This is a genomic window from Acinetobacter sp. Tr-809, from assembly GCF_011753255.1.
Taxonomy (GTDB): Bacteria; Pseudomonadota; Gammaproteobacteria; order Pseudomonadales; family Moraxellaceae; genus Acinetobacter.
Genome location: NZ_VWVZ01000005.1, coordinates 217,176 through 233,593 on the forward strand (window position 1 = coordinate 217,176; position 16,418 = coordinate 233,593).

The window sequence follows — 16,418 nt, forward strand, 5'->3', positions numbered from 1 at the left end:
AACATGAGCGCTATTAAATACGAAAAAAACGCTGACAATATTGTAATTCTTACCCTTGATTCATCGGGTCAATCTGCCAACACCATGAATGCAGAATTCCGTGATTCACTCAATGAAGTCAGCCAAAAGCTCAAAGCAGAAACGGAGCTAAAAGGCATTATTTTCCGTTCTGCCAAGAAAACTTTCTTTGCTGGCGGTGATCTAGATGAGTTGATTCAAGTTCAACCAGAACACGCTACCGAATTCTTCAAAATGATTGAAGAACTCAAGGGTGACTTACGTGCGATTGAAACTTTAGGTGTACCTGTTGTTGCTGCCTTAAATGGTACGGCGCTCGGAGGCGGTTGGGAGATTGCTTTAGGCTGTCATTACCGTATTGCCATCAATGATCCAAAAACCAAATTTGGTTTACCTGAAGTGACTTTAGGCTTGTTGCCAGGCGGTGGCGGTATCGTGCGTATGGTACGTTTGCTTGGCTTACAAAATGCGTTTCCATTCTTGATGGAAGGCAAACAGTTTGGTGTCGATAAAGCAAAATCACTTGGTTTGGTACATGACACCGCTGAGAACGAACAAGAGCTGTTAGACAAAGCCATTGCTTGGGTCAAAGCCAATCCTAAGTCACAGCAACCTTTTGATGTTAAAGGCTACAAAATCCCAGGAGGCGATCCGAAAACTCCTGCTGTAGCACAAGTGCTTGCAATTGCTCCAGCGATGCTACGTGATAAAACCAAAGGATGTTACCCTGCACCTGAAGCGATCATGGCGGCTGCGGTAGAAGGTGCACAGGTTGATGTTGATACCGCTTTGCGTATCGAATCACGTTACTTTACGCAACTCACAGTCGGTCAGATTTCTAAAAATATGATCGGTACTTTTTGGCACGGTCTCAATGCAATTAAGTCTGGTGCAAGCCGCCCTGCTGAAGTTGCAAAATGGCAAGCGACTAAAGTGGGTGTATTAGGTGCAGGCATGATGGGGGCAGGCATTGCTTACTCAACAGCAATCAAAGGCATCCCTGTCGTACTCAAAGATGTCTCTGTTGAAAATGCTGAAAAAGGCAAAGCTTATTCACAAAAACTTCTGGATAAACGTGTTTCACAAGGTCGTATGAGCGCAGAAAAGCGTGACCAAGTCTTAGCACTGATTACCGCAACCGCTGATGCGGCTGATTTGCAAGGCTGTGACCTGATCATCGAAGCGGTATTTGAGAATCAGGAATTAAAAGCCAAAGTGACGCAAGAAGCTGAACAATATTTGGCTGAAGGTGGAATCTTTGCATCGAATACCTCTACCCTACCAATCACTGGTTTGGCAACGGCAAGTAAAGATGCTCAAAAGTTCATTGGTCTACATTTCTTTAGTCCAGTCGATAAAATGCAATTGGTCGAAATTATCAAAGGTAAACAGACCTCTGCTGATACTTTGGCGAAAGCTTACGACTTTGTTCAGCAAATTGCCAAAACCCCAATTGTAGTGAATGACAGCCGTGGCTTCTTCACCAGCCGCGTGTTTGGTACATTCATTCAAGAAGGGATGCGACTACTTGCGGAAGGTGTACATCCTGCCAAAATTGAAATGGCAGCACTAAAAGCAGGTATGCCGGTTGGTCCACTAGCGATTCAGGATGAAGTTTCTCTGACCTTGACTGAACATGTCGCAGCAGAAACCCGTAAAGCCCTGCAAGCAGAAGGCAAAGATTTACCGAAAACTCCAGTCGATGACGTGGTACACACCATGATTCATGAACTGAATCGTAAAGGAAAGGCTGCGGGTGCTGGCTTCTATGACTATCCTGAAAATGGTAAAAAACATTTATGGGATGGACTTAGTCGCTGGCAAAAAGAGAACACTATTTCTGAACAAGACATGATTGACCGCTTCTTGTTTGTACAGGCACTAGATACATTACGCTGCTATGAAGAAGGTGTTTTAGAGTCTGTGATTGATGCCAATGTCGGTTCGATATTCGGAATTGGTTTTGCTCCATGGACAGGCGGTGCAATTCAATTCTTGAATCAAAATGGGATTGAAAAATCCTTGCAACGTGCTGAGCAACTGGCTGCTCAATATGGTGACCGTTTTACCCCACCAAAGTTATTGAAAGAAAAAGCACAGCAAAATACTGTGATTCAATAATCTCGATTTAGCCAAGCCAATTAAGGCCCGTATGGAACTCCTTGTCTGTACGGGCTTTTTAATGCGTCCGACAAAATCACAGCAAAACATCTGAGTAATGCATCACAATTTATGCTATAACTTTATCAATTCTGCTTTATTTTTTTGCATCATTTGGAAATTTCTTATGTCTGAAAAACTCTGCCCAGAAACTTCGCCTTGGGGTTGGAAAGCATTAATTATCACCACAATTCTCAGCCTACTGTTTATGGTGATTTTCTACTTGGCTATTAATAATGAACCAGATTATATGCCAATGAACCAAAAGAAAGCCGCAACTCCTGCTGAAATGTCACAGTCATCAGTGACAACAGAAACAAGCTCAACTGAAGCACATCAACACAATCACTAAAGTGTTATTGTCGAATATGATAAATCCGTGTAAAACATGGGTTTATCATGATATTCGAGATTTTCAATGCTTCAACAAAATCGTCAGGCACTGGTCGTTGAAGGCGGTGGAATGCGCGGTGCATTCACCAGCGGTGTCTTAGATGCATTTTTGCAGCAACAATTTAACCCCTTTGATCTTTGTGTCGGTGTCTCCTCTGGTTCAACCAATGTCGCCAACTACCTCGCTGCCCAACAAGGTCGCACCTTACAAATCTATTTAGATCATTCACTCCGCACTGAATTTATCCAATATGGTCGCTTTTTCAAAGGTGGTGACTTACTGGACTTAAAATGGATGTGGGATATTGTTGAACAAGAGCATCCGCTCAATCAAGCTCATCTGTTTGCCAATCATCCTGAATTCTATATGGTGCTCACCCACGCCATTTCAGGTGAAGCCACTTACATCAAAGCGTCTAGAGACAATATCTTAGAAGGTTTAAGAGCATCGAGTTCAATTCCTGTCTTAACTCGTCAAGCCGTTGAAGTCTTTGGTGAACCTTATTTTGATGGCGGCGTTGCCGATGCCTTACCCGTACCTTGGGCCGCCCAACAGCATGATGTTTCCAAGTTAATGGTGTTGAGAACACGTCCACAGAATTACTATAAAGCCAGCAGTAAAGGCGACCAGTTGCTTGCCAAATACCTGTTTAAACAGCAACGTGGTTTTGCACAAAGTTTATTAACGAGGACTCAGCGTTATAACGATGCAGTCGAATTTACTCGTACCCCCTCTGAACAAAAAATCTTGGAAGTTTGCCCCCCTGATTTAAAAAATATGGCAGGTCGACTTTCAAAGAATAAAACCAAGATCCGTTATAGCTATGATGTTGGAATAGAAACAGGTTTAAAGGCAATTGAAGACTGGAACAAACTTTAATTCTTATTCAAATAAATCCAATTTTACTTTGGATGGCGAAGCGTTTTTTAATTTAACGATGGCAGCATCTTCGGTCTACGCGCCCCTATCCAAAGTATGAGCCAATTTCTTATTCAAAATTTCTACTTGGCAAATCAGCCCCAAAAGGCGCAGAATCTAGTTTTGTTTTTTGTTATTTTTGGAATTTATTATGAATAATCAACCATCCCAAAAAAAAGATTCAAATGAAGAAACCGTATTGGGATGGAAATTTGTCATCATTGTTGGTGTGCTCAGCACGATTTTTTTAAGCTTTTTCTATTTAGCCATGACCCAAGAACCTGATTATATGCCAGGCGCGCAACGTAAAGCGCAACAACAGGAACATGCTCAAAATAGCTCTTCAGCGAGTTCTGAAGTGGCTACCCAAACTCAGCAGCAGCCATAACTTATTTATCCTACTTTCGCTCAACAAAAAATAGGATACTCGTAAAAGTCATCAGCAAGTTGAGCAAGCCAAAGCGACTAAAGCTTTGGTGAAGCGCAAGACAACAATTTGTATAGTCTATACTCAAGCATAGCTTTCGCCTTGCGGTGCGGCAAAGATAATAAATCTTTGCTATTAGCACCTCAGGTTTTGCCTACTTTTCCCAAAATGAGAAACAACGTTTCGTAAGGTAGGTCGAGCCGAAGGCTAATCTTGAAATTGAATGAGAAGTCATCAAGACACCGTCAAGTACTTTCTTTTCAACAAATTGACTCAATATTTAAACCAAATTTAGGTTATTTACATTGCACTTGTTCAATCATTGACATAATCATCTCAATATGTGGAATTCCACACTCATCATATTCATCCCCTTGCACCACAAAACCAAGCTGCTGATAAAATGACATCGCATGGACTTGCGAAGACAAATGCAGGAATGCACGTCCCTGCTGCTTCGCAAAGGCAATAATATCCAGCATAATCATTTGACCAAGCCCTTGCCCCCGATAAGCCTTAAGCACAGCAACTCGCCCAACGCTATTATTTTGCAATAATCGTGCTGTCGCAATCGGCTGATCCTGATCATAGATGACAAAGTGTTGTGAGATCGCATCTTGCTCATCCCACTCGTCCGCTTCAGCAATACCTTGTTCCTGAATAAAAACCAATATTCGGATCAATTTCGCATCATGCTGTAATTGATCCCAATTTCCCTGTTTGATTTGGTACATCGTTTTCTCTGTTTTAATTAACACTTACAACCGATATTCTCGACTGGCATCTGATCTTGTAATAATAATTCCAAACTCTGTTTCTCAATGCCATACATGGCTTTTAACGCTTGAATCTGTTGCATGATTTTGACATCAGGTTGTTGAATATCCTTTCGTTTCGTCGCCAAAATCATTTTATTCTTACTGGTATGCTCCAAAGACACAAACTCAAAAACTTTAGTTTCATAACCATAGGCTTTAAGCAGTAACGCACGTAAAGTATCGGTCAGCATTTCAGCCTGTTGTCCTGCATGAATGCCAAATTGCAACATCGGCTGTAACACCTCTGGACTTTGTAGCTGTGGACGGAGTTCCTTATGGCAACACGGTGCGCACATAATCATGGATGCATTCAGACGAATACCGGTATGAATAGCAAAGTCAGTGGCGATATCACAGGCATGCAATGCAATCATCACATCTAACTTTTCTGGCTGATAACTACGCACATCCCCTTCAAAGAAATCCAGATGACTAAAACCCGTTTGATCAGCAACATTTTGGCAAAATTCAACCAGATTCGAACGCAATTCAACGCCCGTAATTAACGGTGTTTTATGCTGCGCCTGTAAATAGTCATATAAAGCAAAAGTTAGATAGCCTTTGCCTGAGCCAAAATCGACAATATTCAATTCTTGTTGTGATGCATCAATCTGTTCATAGGCATGTGAAAAGATTTCAATAAATTTATTAATCTGCTTCCACTTACGCGCCATACTTGGAACGATTTGCCCTTTTTCATCAGTAATACCGAGATGCTTTAAAAATGGGCTCTGCTGTTGTACATAACGCTGCTTTTCACGATTGTGCTGCTGTTGCCCTACTTTATCGGTCGATGCCTGTTTCTTCTGAGTGTTCAACATGGCTTTCTTTTTATTTTTCTTCAGTTGAACGTCTTGTTCAGTGCTAAAGAGATTGGCTTGCTTAGACAGACTCAATAACTCAGCAATCTTTTCCAAACCTTCGACAATACTATAGTTTTTAGTGATGTCTTGTGTGGTGTGATGATATAAACAAGACAAGCTTGCCTGTCCCTGTAGTTCAATCACACGGAATGTCATTTTTTCTAGTTGCGCCATTTCGCCTTTGTACTGACTTAAAATCAGGCGATCAAAGCTATTATTTTCAATAGATTGCTGGATATCCAAGAAAAACTGCTGTTCTTGTTCAAAAGAAAAATTCGGCGCAAACATAATGAAAACCTGACAAATAGAAACTAAATTTTAAAGCGTCTTACTTTAAAAGGGAAATTGCATTACGATACAGTTGTATTTTTATGCAACCAGATCGCTTGATGAACACAAACACATTACTGGACTATGACCCCAAAGAAGAATTGATTAATGCCTATAGTCATGGGGCTGGCGCAGTACTGGCTTTAATTGCCTCAATCTTTTTGATCATCAAAGGCTATGGTCTGCCTTTAGGGCAATGGATCAGTTTATGGGTCTATGGCTTTAGCTTGGTACTATTGCTCAGTAGTTCCATGCTGTATCACTTTGCCCAAGATGAACGTAAACGCTATTGGTATAAAAAACTGGATCATACCGCGATTTACTATCTGATTGCAGGCACCTATACCCCTTTTCTCAGTATTGCCATTCCAACTGCCAAGGCACATTATTTATTGATTGCTTTATGGGCCATTGCCCTGATCGGTACTTTGTTCAAACTGGTATTCATTCATCGCTTCCAAAAACTTTCTTTAGCCGCTTATTTAGTCATGGGCTGGCTCGCTGTTTTGGTGATGGATGATATGCAACGTTATCTGTCTAAAGAAGCGGTACAACTGCTAATTGCTGGTGGGTTGGCTTATACCATCGGCACATTGTTTTATGCCTTAAAAAAGGTAAGATATACCCACGCAATTTGGCATGTTTTTGTGCTATTAGGCGCAGGATTACACTTTTTGGCAATCTACTGTTATGTATTATAAGTCCATATATAGCATTAAGTTTTCGAAGTAAAACTGCACATTCAAAAGGAATTTTTCAAGACAACCGCTATTCTGTTTCTTGAATGAATAACATGAAGGTCTTGTATGTCGTCAAGCACTACGACTGCCACCCCAGAAGTGGCCAGCAATTCAAAAGCGCGAGTATTATTTGCCAGCCTTGTCGGTACGACAATTGAGTTTTTCGACTTTTATATCTATGCCACAGCAGCAGTACTCATTTTTCCACACTTATTTTTCCCAGAAAGTAGCGATGGTGCTGCGGTGCTTAAGTCACTCGCGACCTTTGCAATTGCTTTTATCGCCCGACCGATTGGCGCAGCAATTTTTGGACATCTCGGTGACCGAATCGGACGCAAGGCCACGTTAGTTGCTGCCTTGCTGACCATGGGGATTTCAACAGTGTGTATTGGTCTGTTACCGACCTATGCACAAATTGGTCTAGCAGCACCACTATTGCTTGCCTTATGTCGTTTAGGCCAAGGTTTAGGTTTAGGTGGTGAATGGAGCGGTGCAGTACTGCTTGCTACTGAGAATGCACCAGAGGGTAAACGCGCTTGGTATGGTATGTTTCCTCAACTCGGTGCACCAATCGGTTTCATCCTTGCAACAGGCTCATTCTTGCTACTCAATGCCTTTATGTCTGAACAAGCATTTATGACATGGGGTTGGCGTATTCCATTTATTGCCAGTGCTGTGTTGGTTTTAGTTGGTTTATACATCCGTTTAAAACTGCATGAAACCCCTGCTTTCCAAAAAGTATTAAACAAGCAAAAAGAAGTGAATGTACCGTTTAAAGAGGTCATGACCAAACATTTTCCAATGTTGGTGCTTGGGACAATTGCAGCCATCTGTACTTTCGTGGTGTTCTATCTCACCACCGTATTTGCCTTGAACTGGGGTACCACCAAGCTCGGCTATGCCCGTGGTGAATTCCTAGTATTACAGCTCATCGCGACCTTATGTTTTGCAGCCTTTATTCCACTCTCAGCAATTTTTGCAGAGAAGTTTGGTCGTAGAAATACATCAATTGCAGTATGTATTCTTTCAGCCTTGTTCGGACTGTGTTTCGCACCGCTACTCGGTTCAGGTAGCCCGATTCTGGTATTCCTGTTCTTATGTATCGGTCTTTCGATTATGGGCTTAACCTATGGCCCAATTGGTACGGTACTGTCTGAAATCTTCCCCACCTCAGTTCGCTATACTGGCTCAGCACTGACTTTTAACCTAGCTGGTATTTTTGGTGCATCCTTTGCGCCTTATATCGCCACCAAGCTCGCAGAAAGTTATGGCCTAGGTGCAGTTGGTTTATATCTGAGTTTGGCTTCAATTTTATCGTTGATCGCATTTTTAATGATTCGCGAAACCAAACATGATGATGTAAATAACCAGATCTAATCGTAATTTTTTCAGATGATCTGTGCAAAACACCCGCTCAGATCATCTGAAATACCATTCAATTGCATAGTTTTTATCTTATAAAGTTGCTTTTACAACTGCATTCTTCCAAATATTTTTTATGCTAAAATAGCCGCCTTCATTTTTTTTTAGACGATTGTGTTATGTACGCAGTGATTATCGTTGCCGTATTTTTAATCAGCTTTTTATATACCTATTTTCGGGGCAAAGAACGATTAAAAGCATCTCGACAATTATTTGACCATTCGACATTTTTAGCGCCCGTGAACATGTTCATGACTGGTTTTTCTAAATTGCCGAACCAACCCTTCTTTGATGTGGCACAGTTTCCAGAACTGAAGCCCTTACAAGACAATTGGCAAGTGATTCGAGAAGAAGCAATTCAACTGCAAAACCAAATTAAAGCGTCTGAAAAAAATAATGATGCTGGCTTTAACACTTTCTTTAAACGTGGTTGGAAACGTTTTTATCTAAAATGGTATCAAGACAGCCATCCTTCAGCACAGCAACTCTGCCCAAAAACAGTAGCTCTGTTGGAAAGCATTCCTTCAGTCAAAGCAGCGATGTTTACCGAACTACCATCAGGTAGTTATCTTGGTAAACACCGTGATCCTTATGCTGGTTCTGTTCGTTATCACTTAGGTCTGGTCACGCCAAATAGTGATGATTGCTTTATTGAAGTCGATCAAGAGCGTTATAGCTGGCGAGATGGTGAGGCAACCGTTTTTGATGAAACCTTTGTGCATTGGGCTGAAAACAAAACTGAGGAAACCCGTATCATCTTATTCTGTGATATTGAACGTCCAATGAAATGGGGCTGGGCACAAAAGTTGAATTATTGGTTTGGTCGTAATGTCATGTCTGCGGCAAGCTCACCGAATGATGATCAGGACAAAACTGGTTTTATTAACCGTATTTTCAAATATGGTTATGCCGTCCACCATTATGGTCGTGGCTTAAAAGAGCGTAATCGCCCACTCTACTATGTATCCAAGTGGTTACTATTTGCCATCCTGATTGGTTTAATTTTATTACCAAGTTTTTTATAAAATATTCTTCCATAAAAAAGAGATGCAATTGCATCTCTTTTTTATTTTTAAACAAATCGTAATTAATTTGCTTTTGCTGTCTGTGTACTAGCCGTTTGCGCTGCCGCAGCATTCGCAGCCTGAACAGCAGTTTCACCGATTAAAGCAATCTTCGCTTTCTCTTGGCTTTGTGCTGACAATGCAGGGTTTGATGCCACAATACGGTTAATATTGGCTGAGTTTGCAGGTGCGATTGCTGCAGTTTGCAATACGATTGGGCGATTGCCTGTATCACCTAAGGTATAGCGAATGCCAGTACGCGGACTAATAACTGTAGTTACTTCACGTTTTATTTGAGCTTCTGCAGTAGTGGTACCTTTTGCTGCCAAAACTTTATCCACAGTCGTGGTTTGTGGGGCATCATCTGCAAATGCAAAACCAGATACCGCCGCACTTGCCAAAATTAAAAGTTGTAATGGTTTTTTCATTGTCTTCCCGCTTTTAAGGCGCACTCAATCAAGATCTATAAGTCCAATAATGAAACTACAAAGTGTGCTTGTACTCAAGTAAATTCTCGTAAAAAAGCAGAGACAAATGCTCTGCTTTTTTATTTTAGGTTAGTCTAGGTCAAAACTTAGATTTTACCGTGACATTGCTTGTACTTTAGACCTGAACCACACGGACAAGGTGCATTACGACTTTCTGGAACCGGGAATGTATGATCAGCAATTTCTTCAGAAGTGGTTACTTCACCGGTTAGGCCATCAACATCATCATGTTCAAAAGAAAGACGCATTGATTCAGCCTGACGTTGTTGCTGAGCTTCAAGTTCAGCCAACTCTTCTGCCGTTGGTACATGAACACGAGATAAATCAGTCACCACATCTGACTTAATCACACCCAACATATTTACAAATAAGTTGAATGCTTCTTTCTTGTATTCTTGCTCAGGATTCTTCTGTGCATAGCCACGTAAATGAATCCCTTGACGTAGATAATCCATCGCAGCCAAATGATCTTTCCAATGACGATCAAGTGAGTTCAACATAAAGTGACGTTCAAGCATTGCTGCTGATTCATCACCCATTTGTTCACGGCGTTGACGATAACGTGCAATTACCTCATCAGTAATACGTGCAATCAAACCTTCTTCATCTAAACGACGATCTTGGTCTAACCATTGCTGTACAGGTAGGTCAATGCCTAAATCTGTATGCAAGGCATTTTCTAGACCGTTAATATCCCACTGATCGTGAACCGACTCTGGTGGAATAAAGTCTGCAATTAAGCCCTTCACCACTTCTTGATGCATTTCTTCAATGTAATCTTGTAAAGTGCTTTCAGCCAATACTTCATCACGTTGCGAGTAAATGATCTTACGTTGTTCGTTGTTAACATCGTCATACTTCAATAAGTTCTTACGAATATCAAAGTTACGCGCTTCAACTTTACGCTGTGCATTCTCGATTGAACGACTGACCATTTTGTGTTCAATGGCTTCACTTTCTTGTAAGCCCATTGCACGCATCATAGCAACTACACGATCACCCGCGAAGATACGCATCAAATCATCTTCAAGTGACAAATAGAAACGAGATACACCAGGGTCACCTTGACGACCAGCACGACCACGCAGCTGGTTATCAATACGGCGTGATTCATGACGTTCCGAACCAATGATATGTAAACCGCCAGAACTTAAAACATCTTCGTGATCTTTTTCCCACTGTGCCTGTAAACGCGCTTCATCTTCTGGCGTTGAATTTTCAATTTTGGCAAGCTTGGCTTTCCAGTTACCACCCAGCAAAATATCCGTACCACGACCCGCCATGTTTGTCGCAATCGTCACAGCATTTGGACTACCCGCTTGAGCAATAATATCCGCTTCGCGTTCATGCTGTTTTGCGTTCAAGACTTCGTGATGAATACCCGCTTGTAACAACTTAGAAGACAAGATTTCACTTGCTTCAATGGTCGCTGTACCAATCAAGATCGGTGCAACACCCTGCTGACGAATATTGGTAATTTCTTCGATAATCGCAGTGTATTTACCATTACGGTTTAAATAGATTAAATCGTTATGATCTTTACGAACCATTGGACGATGTGTCGGAATAATCACAACGTCTAAGCCATAAATCTCTTTCATTTCCGCAGCTTCTGTATCGGCAGTACCGGTCATACCTGAAAGCTTTTTATATAGACGGAAATAGTTCTGGAAAGTTGTCGTTGCAAGTGTTTGGTTTTCAGGTTGAATTTCCATGTTTTCTTTGGCTTCAACCGCTTGATGCAAACCTTCTGACCAACGACGACCTGGCATTGTACGACCAGTACTTTCATCCACAATAATGACTTCTTCTTTCTGAGTCTGTGGATTAACACCGATGATGTAGTGCACGTTCTTTTGATAGAGATAATGTGCACGAATCGCTGCAGTCACATGGTGAACCAAATTCAGGTTGGTTGCTGAATACAGGCTTTCACCCTCAGCCAACAAGCCCATTTCAATCAGATTTTGCTCAACTGTTTCATAACCAACTTCAGTCATTTCCACTGAACGTTGTTTCTCATCCACCCAGAAATGTCCGCCATCAGCCACTTTTTCTTCTTTCTGTGGACGAAGTGTTGGAGGAATATTATTAATGAGCTGATAAAGATGAGATGAATCTTCACTTTGACCAGAAATGATCAATGGCGTACGCGCCTCATCAATTAAAATTGAGTCAACTTCATCAATGATGGCATAGCTTAAACCACGCTGTTTTTTCTCTTGTAGAGAAAACACCATATTGTCACGCAGATAGTCGAAACCGAACTCATTGTTGGTCCCGTAAGTAATATCGGCAGTATACGCTTGTGCTTTTTCATCTGGCATTTGCATGGAATAAATCACACCAATGCTCAAGCCTAAGAATTCAAATAGTGGACGGTTTAACTCAGCATCACGTTGCGCCAAGTAATCATTCACTGTAATCACGTGAACACCTTGACCACTTAATGCATTAAGGTAACAAGCCAAAGTACCCATCAGGGTTTTACCTTCACCTGTACGCATCTCAGCAATTTTACCTTCATGTAAGGTAATACCACCGATGAGCTGCACATCATAGTGACGCATACCCATGACACGTTTTGCAGCTTCACGACAAACAGCAAAAGCTTCTGGTAATAATTTATCTAAACTTTCACCATTATTAAAACGTTGTTTGAATTCTGGAGTTTTTGCAGAGAGGTCTGCATCGTTAAGAGCAGATATCGTCGGTTCAAGCGCATTGATTTGTTCAACAATTTTACGCATGCGTTTGAGCTCACGCTCATTTTTTGTACCGAAGATACCTCCGATCAGACTTGCCAACATGAATAAACTCTCTAATCCTGTTTGTTATAAGGTTTGTCAATTTCAACAAACCCTAGGTCGGTTAATTTTTTCTTAGCTGTTATTATGGAGTCAGAAATTAGAACTACAAGTGCTTTGCATTCAAACAGGCAAAAAAATCTGCGAGGCGATTCTGACGTCACATCACTAAAGATGCGTTAATGTAGCAAATTTGCATTTAACTTACATCGATTTGAATGTGAATTTCTGATCATTTTTTTAGCATCGCTACTTATACATATCTCAAAAACTCATAATAAAATGAAAAAACAATCTTTTTATTTATAAAGAGAATGCTGCATATTGAATGCAGACAGAAAACATAAAGAATGTATAGAGGACTGATCATGACATTACGTTTAGGCGACATCGCCCCAAACTTCCAACAACAATCAAGCCAAGGTGATATTGATTTTTATGGCTTTTTAGGGGATAGCTGGGGGATTCTTTTTTCCCATCCTGCGGACTACACCCCAGTCTGTACCACGGAACTTGGCTATACCGCAAAGCTAAAAGATGAGTTTGATAAGCGTGGTGTGAAAGCCATAGCACTTTCTGTGGACGATGTTGAATCACATCAAGGCTGGATTCAAGACATCAATGAAACACAGAATACCACTGTTAATTTTCCAATCATTGCCGACAAAGACCGTAAAGTTTCTGAGCTGTATGGGTTTATTCATCCAAATGCCAGTGAGACCTTAACAGTGCGTTCATTGGTAATTATTGACCCGAACAAAAAAGTTCGCTTGATTATTACCTACCCAGCATCAACAGGTCGTAATTTTAATGAAGTACTCCGTGTAGTCGACTCACTGCAACTAACCGACAAGCATAAAGTGGCAACCCCTGCCAACTGGCAACATGGTGAAGATGTGGTTATTGTACCGTCCTTGAAAGATGAGGAAGAAATCAAACAACGCTTCCCGAAAGGTTACAAGGCAGTCAAACCTTATTTACGATTGACCCCACAGCCTGAGTGAGGATCAAACGAGCAACGCTCGTTCCGAAACGCAAGATGAACAGCTATGCTGTGAATTAAAAGATTGAAGCCGATTAAAGGCTTCAAGTGAAGTGCAAGACAAACGAAGTGCGTAGCAATAAAGACGAGCAACGCTCGTTCCTGAGAGGCGACTAAAGCTTCGCAAGAAGATGAACAGCTATGCTGTGAATTAAAAGATTGAAGCCGATTAAAGGCTTCAAGCGAAGTGCGTAGCAATAAAGACGAGTAACGCTCGTTCCTGAAAAGATTGAAGAACAAACATCAAGCCTATCCATTTGATAGGCTTTTTTATGTGCAATTGAAATTTGTTTTGGTATTCCTGAATCAATAGGTTATAAGAATAATTCGATCCGCCACACAATAAAAACAGCATCATGATCTACAATATCCACCATCTGCACTGTGGAAGCTTCTGCCCTGTTTGTGCCCCTTTATTTGGACAAAAAGGCTGGAAAGCACACCTCGTTTGTCATTGCCTATTGATTGAAACTGATCGTGGTTTAGTCTTAATTGACACAGGTCTGGGGCTTCAAGATTATTTACATACCGAACAACGTTTAGGCCGTTTGCTCAAACAATTCGGTTCAATTGTGCCGAATTTAAAATTAACTGCCATTCAACAAATACAGCAACTCGGTTTTAACCCGAGTGACGTAAAACATATTTTTGTGACCCATCTAGATTTTGACCATGCGGGTGGAATTTCTGATTTCCCAAATGCTACCGTACATCTGTTAGCTGCGGAATTTAATGCGACCCAATCACTCACAACAAAAGGCAAACTACGCTATAAGACAGAACAATTTAAACAACATCGTCATTGGAGCTTTGCTGAACATAACAATGGAGAGCCATGGTTTAACCTCCAAAAAGTCAAAGGATTACCTCTATTTCAAGATGAAATCCTGATGATTCCACTGATTGGGCATACCGCTGGACACTGTGGGATTGCAATTAAAAAGGCAGATGGATGGGTTCTATTCTGCGGTGATGCCTATTACACCCATTTGGAACTCAATCCGAAAAATAAACTCAGAGCCCTAGACCTCACCGAACGATTACTCGCGGAAGATAACCAACTGCGTTTGCAAAACCTGAAACAGTTACAATATCTAGCTCAACATGAACCAAGCATTGAGTTAATTTGTGCGCACGATCCAGTCGAATTCAGTCGTTATCAGTAAAGCATATGAAAAAAACACTCATTACCGTTGCTCTTGTTTCAACATTAACACTTGGTGGGTGCATGAAACACCCAAGTTTGGATGATGAACAACGCCCAAAAAATTGGGGAACACTCATTTCTCATACGCATAATTTTTATCAAATTAGCAATGATGTATTTCGTAGTGATCAGCCCAGCAATGAGCTCATTCCAAGCCTAAAACAATATAATATTGATACGGTCATCAATCTCAGAGCTAGGAATGAAGATGCCAAAGTTTTAAAAGATCAACCTTTTAATCTAGTGCATATTCCGATTTATACATGGGCCATCAATCGTCAAGACCTATTGCAGACCATGCAAGCGATTCAAACAGCCAAACAAAACAATCATAAAATTTTAGTACATTGTTATCATGGCTCAGATCGTACCGGAGCAACCATTGCCATGTATCGGATTATTTTTGAAAACTGGTCGATTGAAGATGCAGTCAAAGAAATGAAACAAGGTGGCTATGGCTTCCATGTGATCTGGAAAAACATTGATCATTTATTTACGCCTGAAAATGTAAAATGGATTCAACAACAACTGTCAAACCCATCTAGTTAAAGCGCAAAATAGTTTTGGACGAAGTACTCTTTGTCAGATATTTTTTATTGAGCAAGTTTATTCGTCCATTCTCTAAAGTATCAGCCTGTGATTATCATTTAGCCTGCAAAATATACTTTTCAAAATTGCATGATCAACAGACCGAGCTCCCCCTAATCTCCCGACTTGGCAAAAGCAGAACTGTTTAGCAGTACTTTCAAAATTTCAGAATCACCGCCATCACTATCCGTAACCAATAAAAAAACTTCACCATCAGGTCTCGATTCTAACCAAGTAATCCCTTCAACTTTAATCGGTAGCGTTTTTCCTTCCACATCCTGAATCAGATGACTAGACAAAGCTCTCCCATCTGGCGTTAACACTAAAATAAAACTACCTAGCACATCCCCATCGTCATAGGTATTTAAGGTTTGCTCAACCGCAGCCGTCGCGACAATGAGATTTTTATCCACAAAAAAATAGGCATCAGAAATCCCACTTGCAGCACCCTCAATCTCAGGCAAATTGAGATTAAGCGAGTTGATAAGCGCACTTTCCAACGGTTCTCCTGCTTGAATTTTGACTAAATCAAAGACTAAAACACCATGATGGCGATTAATGTTGCCACGTTGAAAAATGTAGAGATAACGATGATCCGAACATACAGCTTCTATATTTAGTTCAGCTCCACCCGTTAATTCGACACTGTTTTCTAAAAAGTGATAATCGACTGCATCCAGAAAAATGCTAATTTGATTGTTAAATGGATTATAAAGTAATGCTTGTTTCCGATTTTCGGTAGAACCTGATCCCATCACCAGTAGTTGCTGTTGCCCATCCAAGCTTATGCAACTTAGTGCTTCAAAATCAGGTTTTTTTGCTTTGCTCAATGCAATAAGTGGTATTTGTTCGGACGGTTCAGATAACGGAACTTTTTCAAAAACTGTTGCACTGATCATTTTATTGTTTCGATTAGTTTTTAATAAATAACGGACATCGTCACCAACAAAATAGAGATCTTCCCCAACACAAGCAACACCAGAGAGTGCACTAACAACAGAATCATGCTCAAAAACAAATTGTTCTAATATTCTGATCGTTGTATTCATCATCTCATCAGTCCCCTATTGTAATTTTAATTGAACACGCACAGCCCCAATAAAGCCTGTGACGTGTTCCTGATTTGATTAGA

At 40.8% G+C, this 16,418-nt stretch carries 15 protein-coding genes; 10 read left to right on the forward strand and 5 right to left on the reverse strand.

Annotation, left to right across the window (positions count from 1 at the left end):
• The first annotated feature begins 3 nt into the window (after positions 1-3).
• The 4 genes from F3J02_RS12800 (at position 4) to F3J02_RS12815 (ending at position 3,878) form a co-directional block, all read left to right on the forward strand.
• Positions 4-2,139 carry a 3-hydroxyacyl-CoA dehydrogenase NAD-binding domain-containing protein gene (locus F3J02_RS12800; protein ID WP_167249832.1) on the forward strand — a complete coding sequence of 712 codons (2,136 nt, stop codon included), beginning with the start codon at positions 4-6 and terminating at the stop codon, positions 2,137-2,139.
• 166 nt (positions 2,140-2,305) lie between these two features.
• A complete protein-coding gene (locus tag F3J02_RS12805) occupies positions 2,306-2,530 on the forward strand; it encodes a hypothetical protein (protein WP_167249834.1) in 225 nt (74 codons plus the stop codon).
• A 66-nt stretch (positions 2,531-2,596) separates the two neighbouring features.
• Positions 2,597-3,451: a patatin-like phospholipase family protein gene (locus tag F3J02_RS12810; protein ID WP_167249836.1), complete on the forward strand. Its 855-nt coding sequence runs from the start codon at positions 2,597-2,599 to the stop codon at positions 3,449-3,451.
• Positions 3,452-3,641: 190 nt separating this feature from the next.
• A complete protein-coding gene (locus F3J02_RS12815) occupies positions 3,642-3,878 on the forward strand; it encodes a hypothetical protein (protein ID WP_167249838.1) in 237 nt (78 codons plus the stop codon).
• Positions 3,879-4,213: 335 nt separating this feature from the next.
• Here F3J02_RS12815 and F3J02_RS12820 read toward each other — a convergent pair whose 3' ends face one another.
• Both F3J02_RS12820 and F3J02_RS12825 read right to left on the reverse strand, forming a co-directional pair.
• Entirely contained in the window at positions 4,214-4,651 is a 438-nt protein-coding gene (locus F3J02_RS12820) for a GNAT family N-acetyltransferase (protein WP_167249840.1), read from the reverse strand.
• A gap of 17 nt (positions 4,652-4,668) precedes the next feature.
• On the reverse strand, positions 4,669-5,886 hold the full coding sequence (locus tag F3J02_RS12825; RefSeq protein WP_167249842.1) for a class I SAM-dependent methyltransferase: 1,218 nt from the start codon (positions 5,884-5,886) through the stop codon (positions 4,669-4,671).
• Between the two features lie 101 nt (positions 5,887-5,987).
• Here F3J02_RS12825 and trhA point away from each other — a divergent pair, with 101 nt between their 5' ends.
• The 3 genes from trhA (at position 5,988) to lpxO (ending at position 9,115) form a co-directional block, all read left to right on the forward strand.
• Entirely contained in the window at positions 5,988-6,629 is a 642-nt protein-coding gene (trhA, locus tag F3J02_RS12830; RefSeq protein ID WP_023271383.1) for a PAQR family membrane homeostasis protein TrhA, read from the forward strand.
• A 105-nt stretch (positions 6,630-6,734) separates the two neighbouring features.
• Positions 6,735-8,045 (forward strand): MFS transporter, encoded by a 1,311-nt coding sequence (locus F3J02_RS12835; RefSeq protein ID WP_167249844.1) that lies wholly within the window; start codon positions 6,735-6,737, stop codon positions 8,043-8,045.
• A 164-nt stretch (positions 8,046-8,209) separates the two neighbouring features.
• The gene (gene lpxO / locus F3J02_RS12840; protein WP_167249846.1) at positions 8,210-9,115 is read left to right on the forward strand and encodes a lipid A hydroxylase LpxO; all 906 of its coding nucleotides are present in this window, start codon (positions 8,210-8,212) and stop codon (positions 9,113-9,115) included.
• Positions 9,116-9,177: 62 nt separating this feature from the next.
• Here the strand turns inward: lpxO and F3J02_RS12845 are convergent, their stop codons facing one another.
• Together F3J02_RS12845 and secA are read right to left on the reverse strand one after the other, a co-directional pair.
• Complete coding sequence (locus F3J02_RS12845) at positions 9,178-9,582, reverse strand: hypothetical protein (RefSeq protein WP_167249848.1); 405 nt, start codon at positions 9,580-9,582, stop codon at positions 9,178-9,180.
• Between the two features lie 146 nt (positions 9,583-9,728).
• A complete protein-coding gene (gene secA, locus F3J02_RS12850; RefSeq protein ID WP_167249850.1) occupies positions 9,729-12,452 on the reverse strand; it encodes a preprotein translocase subunit SecA in 2,724 nt (907 codons plus the stop codon).
• A gap of 365 nt (positions 12,453-12,817) precedes the next feature.
• Between secA and F3J02_RS12855 the strand changes: the two genes are divergently transcribed.
• The 3 genes from F3J02_RS12855 (at position 12,818) to F3J02_RS12865 (ending at position 15,247) form a co-directional block, all read left to right on the forward strand.
• Positions 12,818-13,453, forward strand: coding sequence for a peroxiredoxin (locus F3J02_RS12855; protein WP_004802824.1), 636 nt, complete (start codon positions 12,818-12,820; stop codon positions 13,451-13,453).
• Between the two features lie 394 nt (positions 13,454-13,847).
• Positions 13,848-14,657, forward strand: coding sequence for an MBL fold metallo-hydrolase (locus tag F3J02_RS12860; protein ID WP_167249852.1), 810 nt, complete (start codon positions 13,848-13,850; stop codon positions 14,655-14,657).
• Between the two features lie 5 nt (positions 14,658-14,662).
• Positions 14,663-15,247: a dual specificity protein phosphatase family protein gene (locus F3J02_RS12865; protein WP_167249854.1), complete on the forward strand. Its 585-nt coding sequence runs from the start codon at positions 14,663-14,665 to the stop codon at positions 15,245-15,247.
• 152 nt (positions 15,248-15,399) lie between these two features.
• On the opposite strand, the gene F3J02_RS12870 is transcribed toward F3J02_RS12865, so the two are convergent.
• Positions 15,400-16,335, reverse strand: a complete 936-nt coding sequence (locus tag F3J02_RS12870; protein WP_167250101.1) for a DUF6929 family protein — start codon at positions 16,333-16,335, stop codon at positions 15,400-15,402.
• Positions 16,336-16,418: the final 83 nt, after the last annotated feature.

What these genes read in the sequence shown, in the direction of transcription:
- F3J02_RS12800 (WP_167249832.1), top strand. Translation starts at nt 4, where the DNA reads ATGAGCGCTATTAAATACGAAAAAAACGCTGACAATATTGTAATTCTT.
- F3J02_RS12805 (WP_167249834.1), top strand. Translation starts at nt 2,306, where the DNA reads ATGTCTGAAAAACTCTGCCCAGAAACTTCGCCTTGGGGTTGGAAAGCA.
- F3J02_RS12810 (WP_167249836.1), top strand. Translation starts at nt 2,597, where the DNA reads ATGCTTCAACAAAATCGTCAGGCACTGGTCGTTGAAGGCGGTGGAATG.
- F3J02_RS12815 (WP_167249838.1), top strand. Translation starts at nt 3,642, where the DNA reads ATGAATAATCAACCATCCCAAAAAAAAGATTCAAATGAAGAAACCGTA.
- F3J02_RS12820 (WP_167249840.1), bottom strand. Translation starts at nt 4,651, where the DNA reads ATGTACCAAATCAAACAGGGAAATTGGGATCAATTACAGCATGATGCG.
- F3J02_RS12825 (WP_167249842.1), bottom strand. Translation starts at nt 5,886, where the DNA reads ATGTTTGCGCCGAATTTTTCTTTTGAACAAGAACAGCAGTTTTTCTTG.
- trhA (WP_023271383.1), top strand. Translation starts at nt 5,988, where the DNA reads ATGAACACAAACACATTACTGGACTATGACCCCAAAGAAGAATTGATT.
- F3J02_RS12835 (WP_167249844.1), top strand. Translation starts at nt 6,735, where the DNA reads ATGTCGTCAAGCACTACGACTGCCACCCCAGAAGTGGCCAGCAATTCA.
- lpxO (WP_167249846.1), top strand. Translation starts at nt 8,210, where the DNA reads ATGTACGCAGTGATTATCGTTGCCGTATTTTTAATCAGCTTTTTATAT.
- F3J02_RS12845 (WP_167249848.1), bottom strand. Translation starts at nt 9,582, where the DNA reads ATGAAAAAACCATTACAACTTTTAATTTTGGCAAGTGCGGCGGTATCT.
- secA (WP_167249850.1), bottom strand. Translation starts at nt 12,452, where the DNA reads ATGTTGGCAAGTCTGATCGGAGGTATCTTCGGTACAAAAAATGAGCGT.
- F3J02_RS12855 (WP_004802824.1), top strand. Translation starts at nt 12,818, where the DNA reads ATGACATTACGTTTAGGCGACATCGCCCCAAACTTCCAACAACAATCA.
- F3J02_RS12860 (WP_167249852.1), top strand. Translation starts at nt 13,848, where the DNA reads ATGATCTACAATATCCACCATCTGCACTGTGGAAGCTTCTGCCCTGTT.
- F3J02_RS12865 (WP_167249854.1), top strand. Translation starts at nt 14,663, where the DNA reads ATGAAAAAAACACTCATTACCGTTGCTCTTGTTTCAACATTAACACTT.
- F3J02_RS12870 (WP_167250101.1), bottom strand. Translation starts at nt 16,335, where the DNA reads ATGAATACAACGATCAGAATATTAGAACAATTTGTTTTTGAGCATGAT.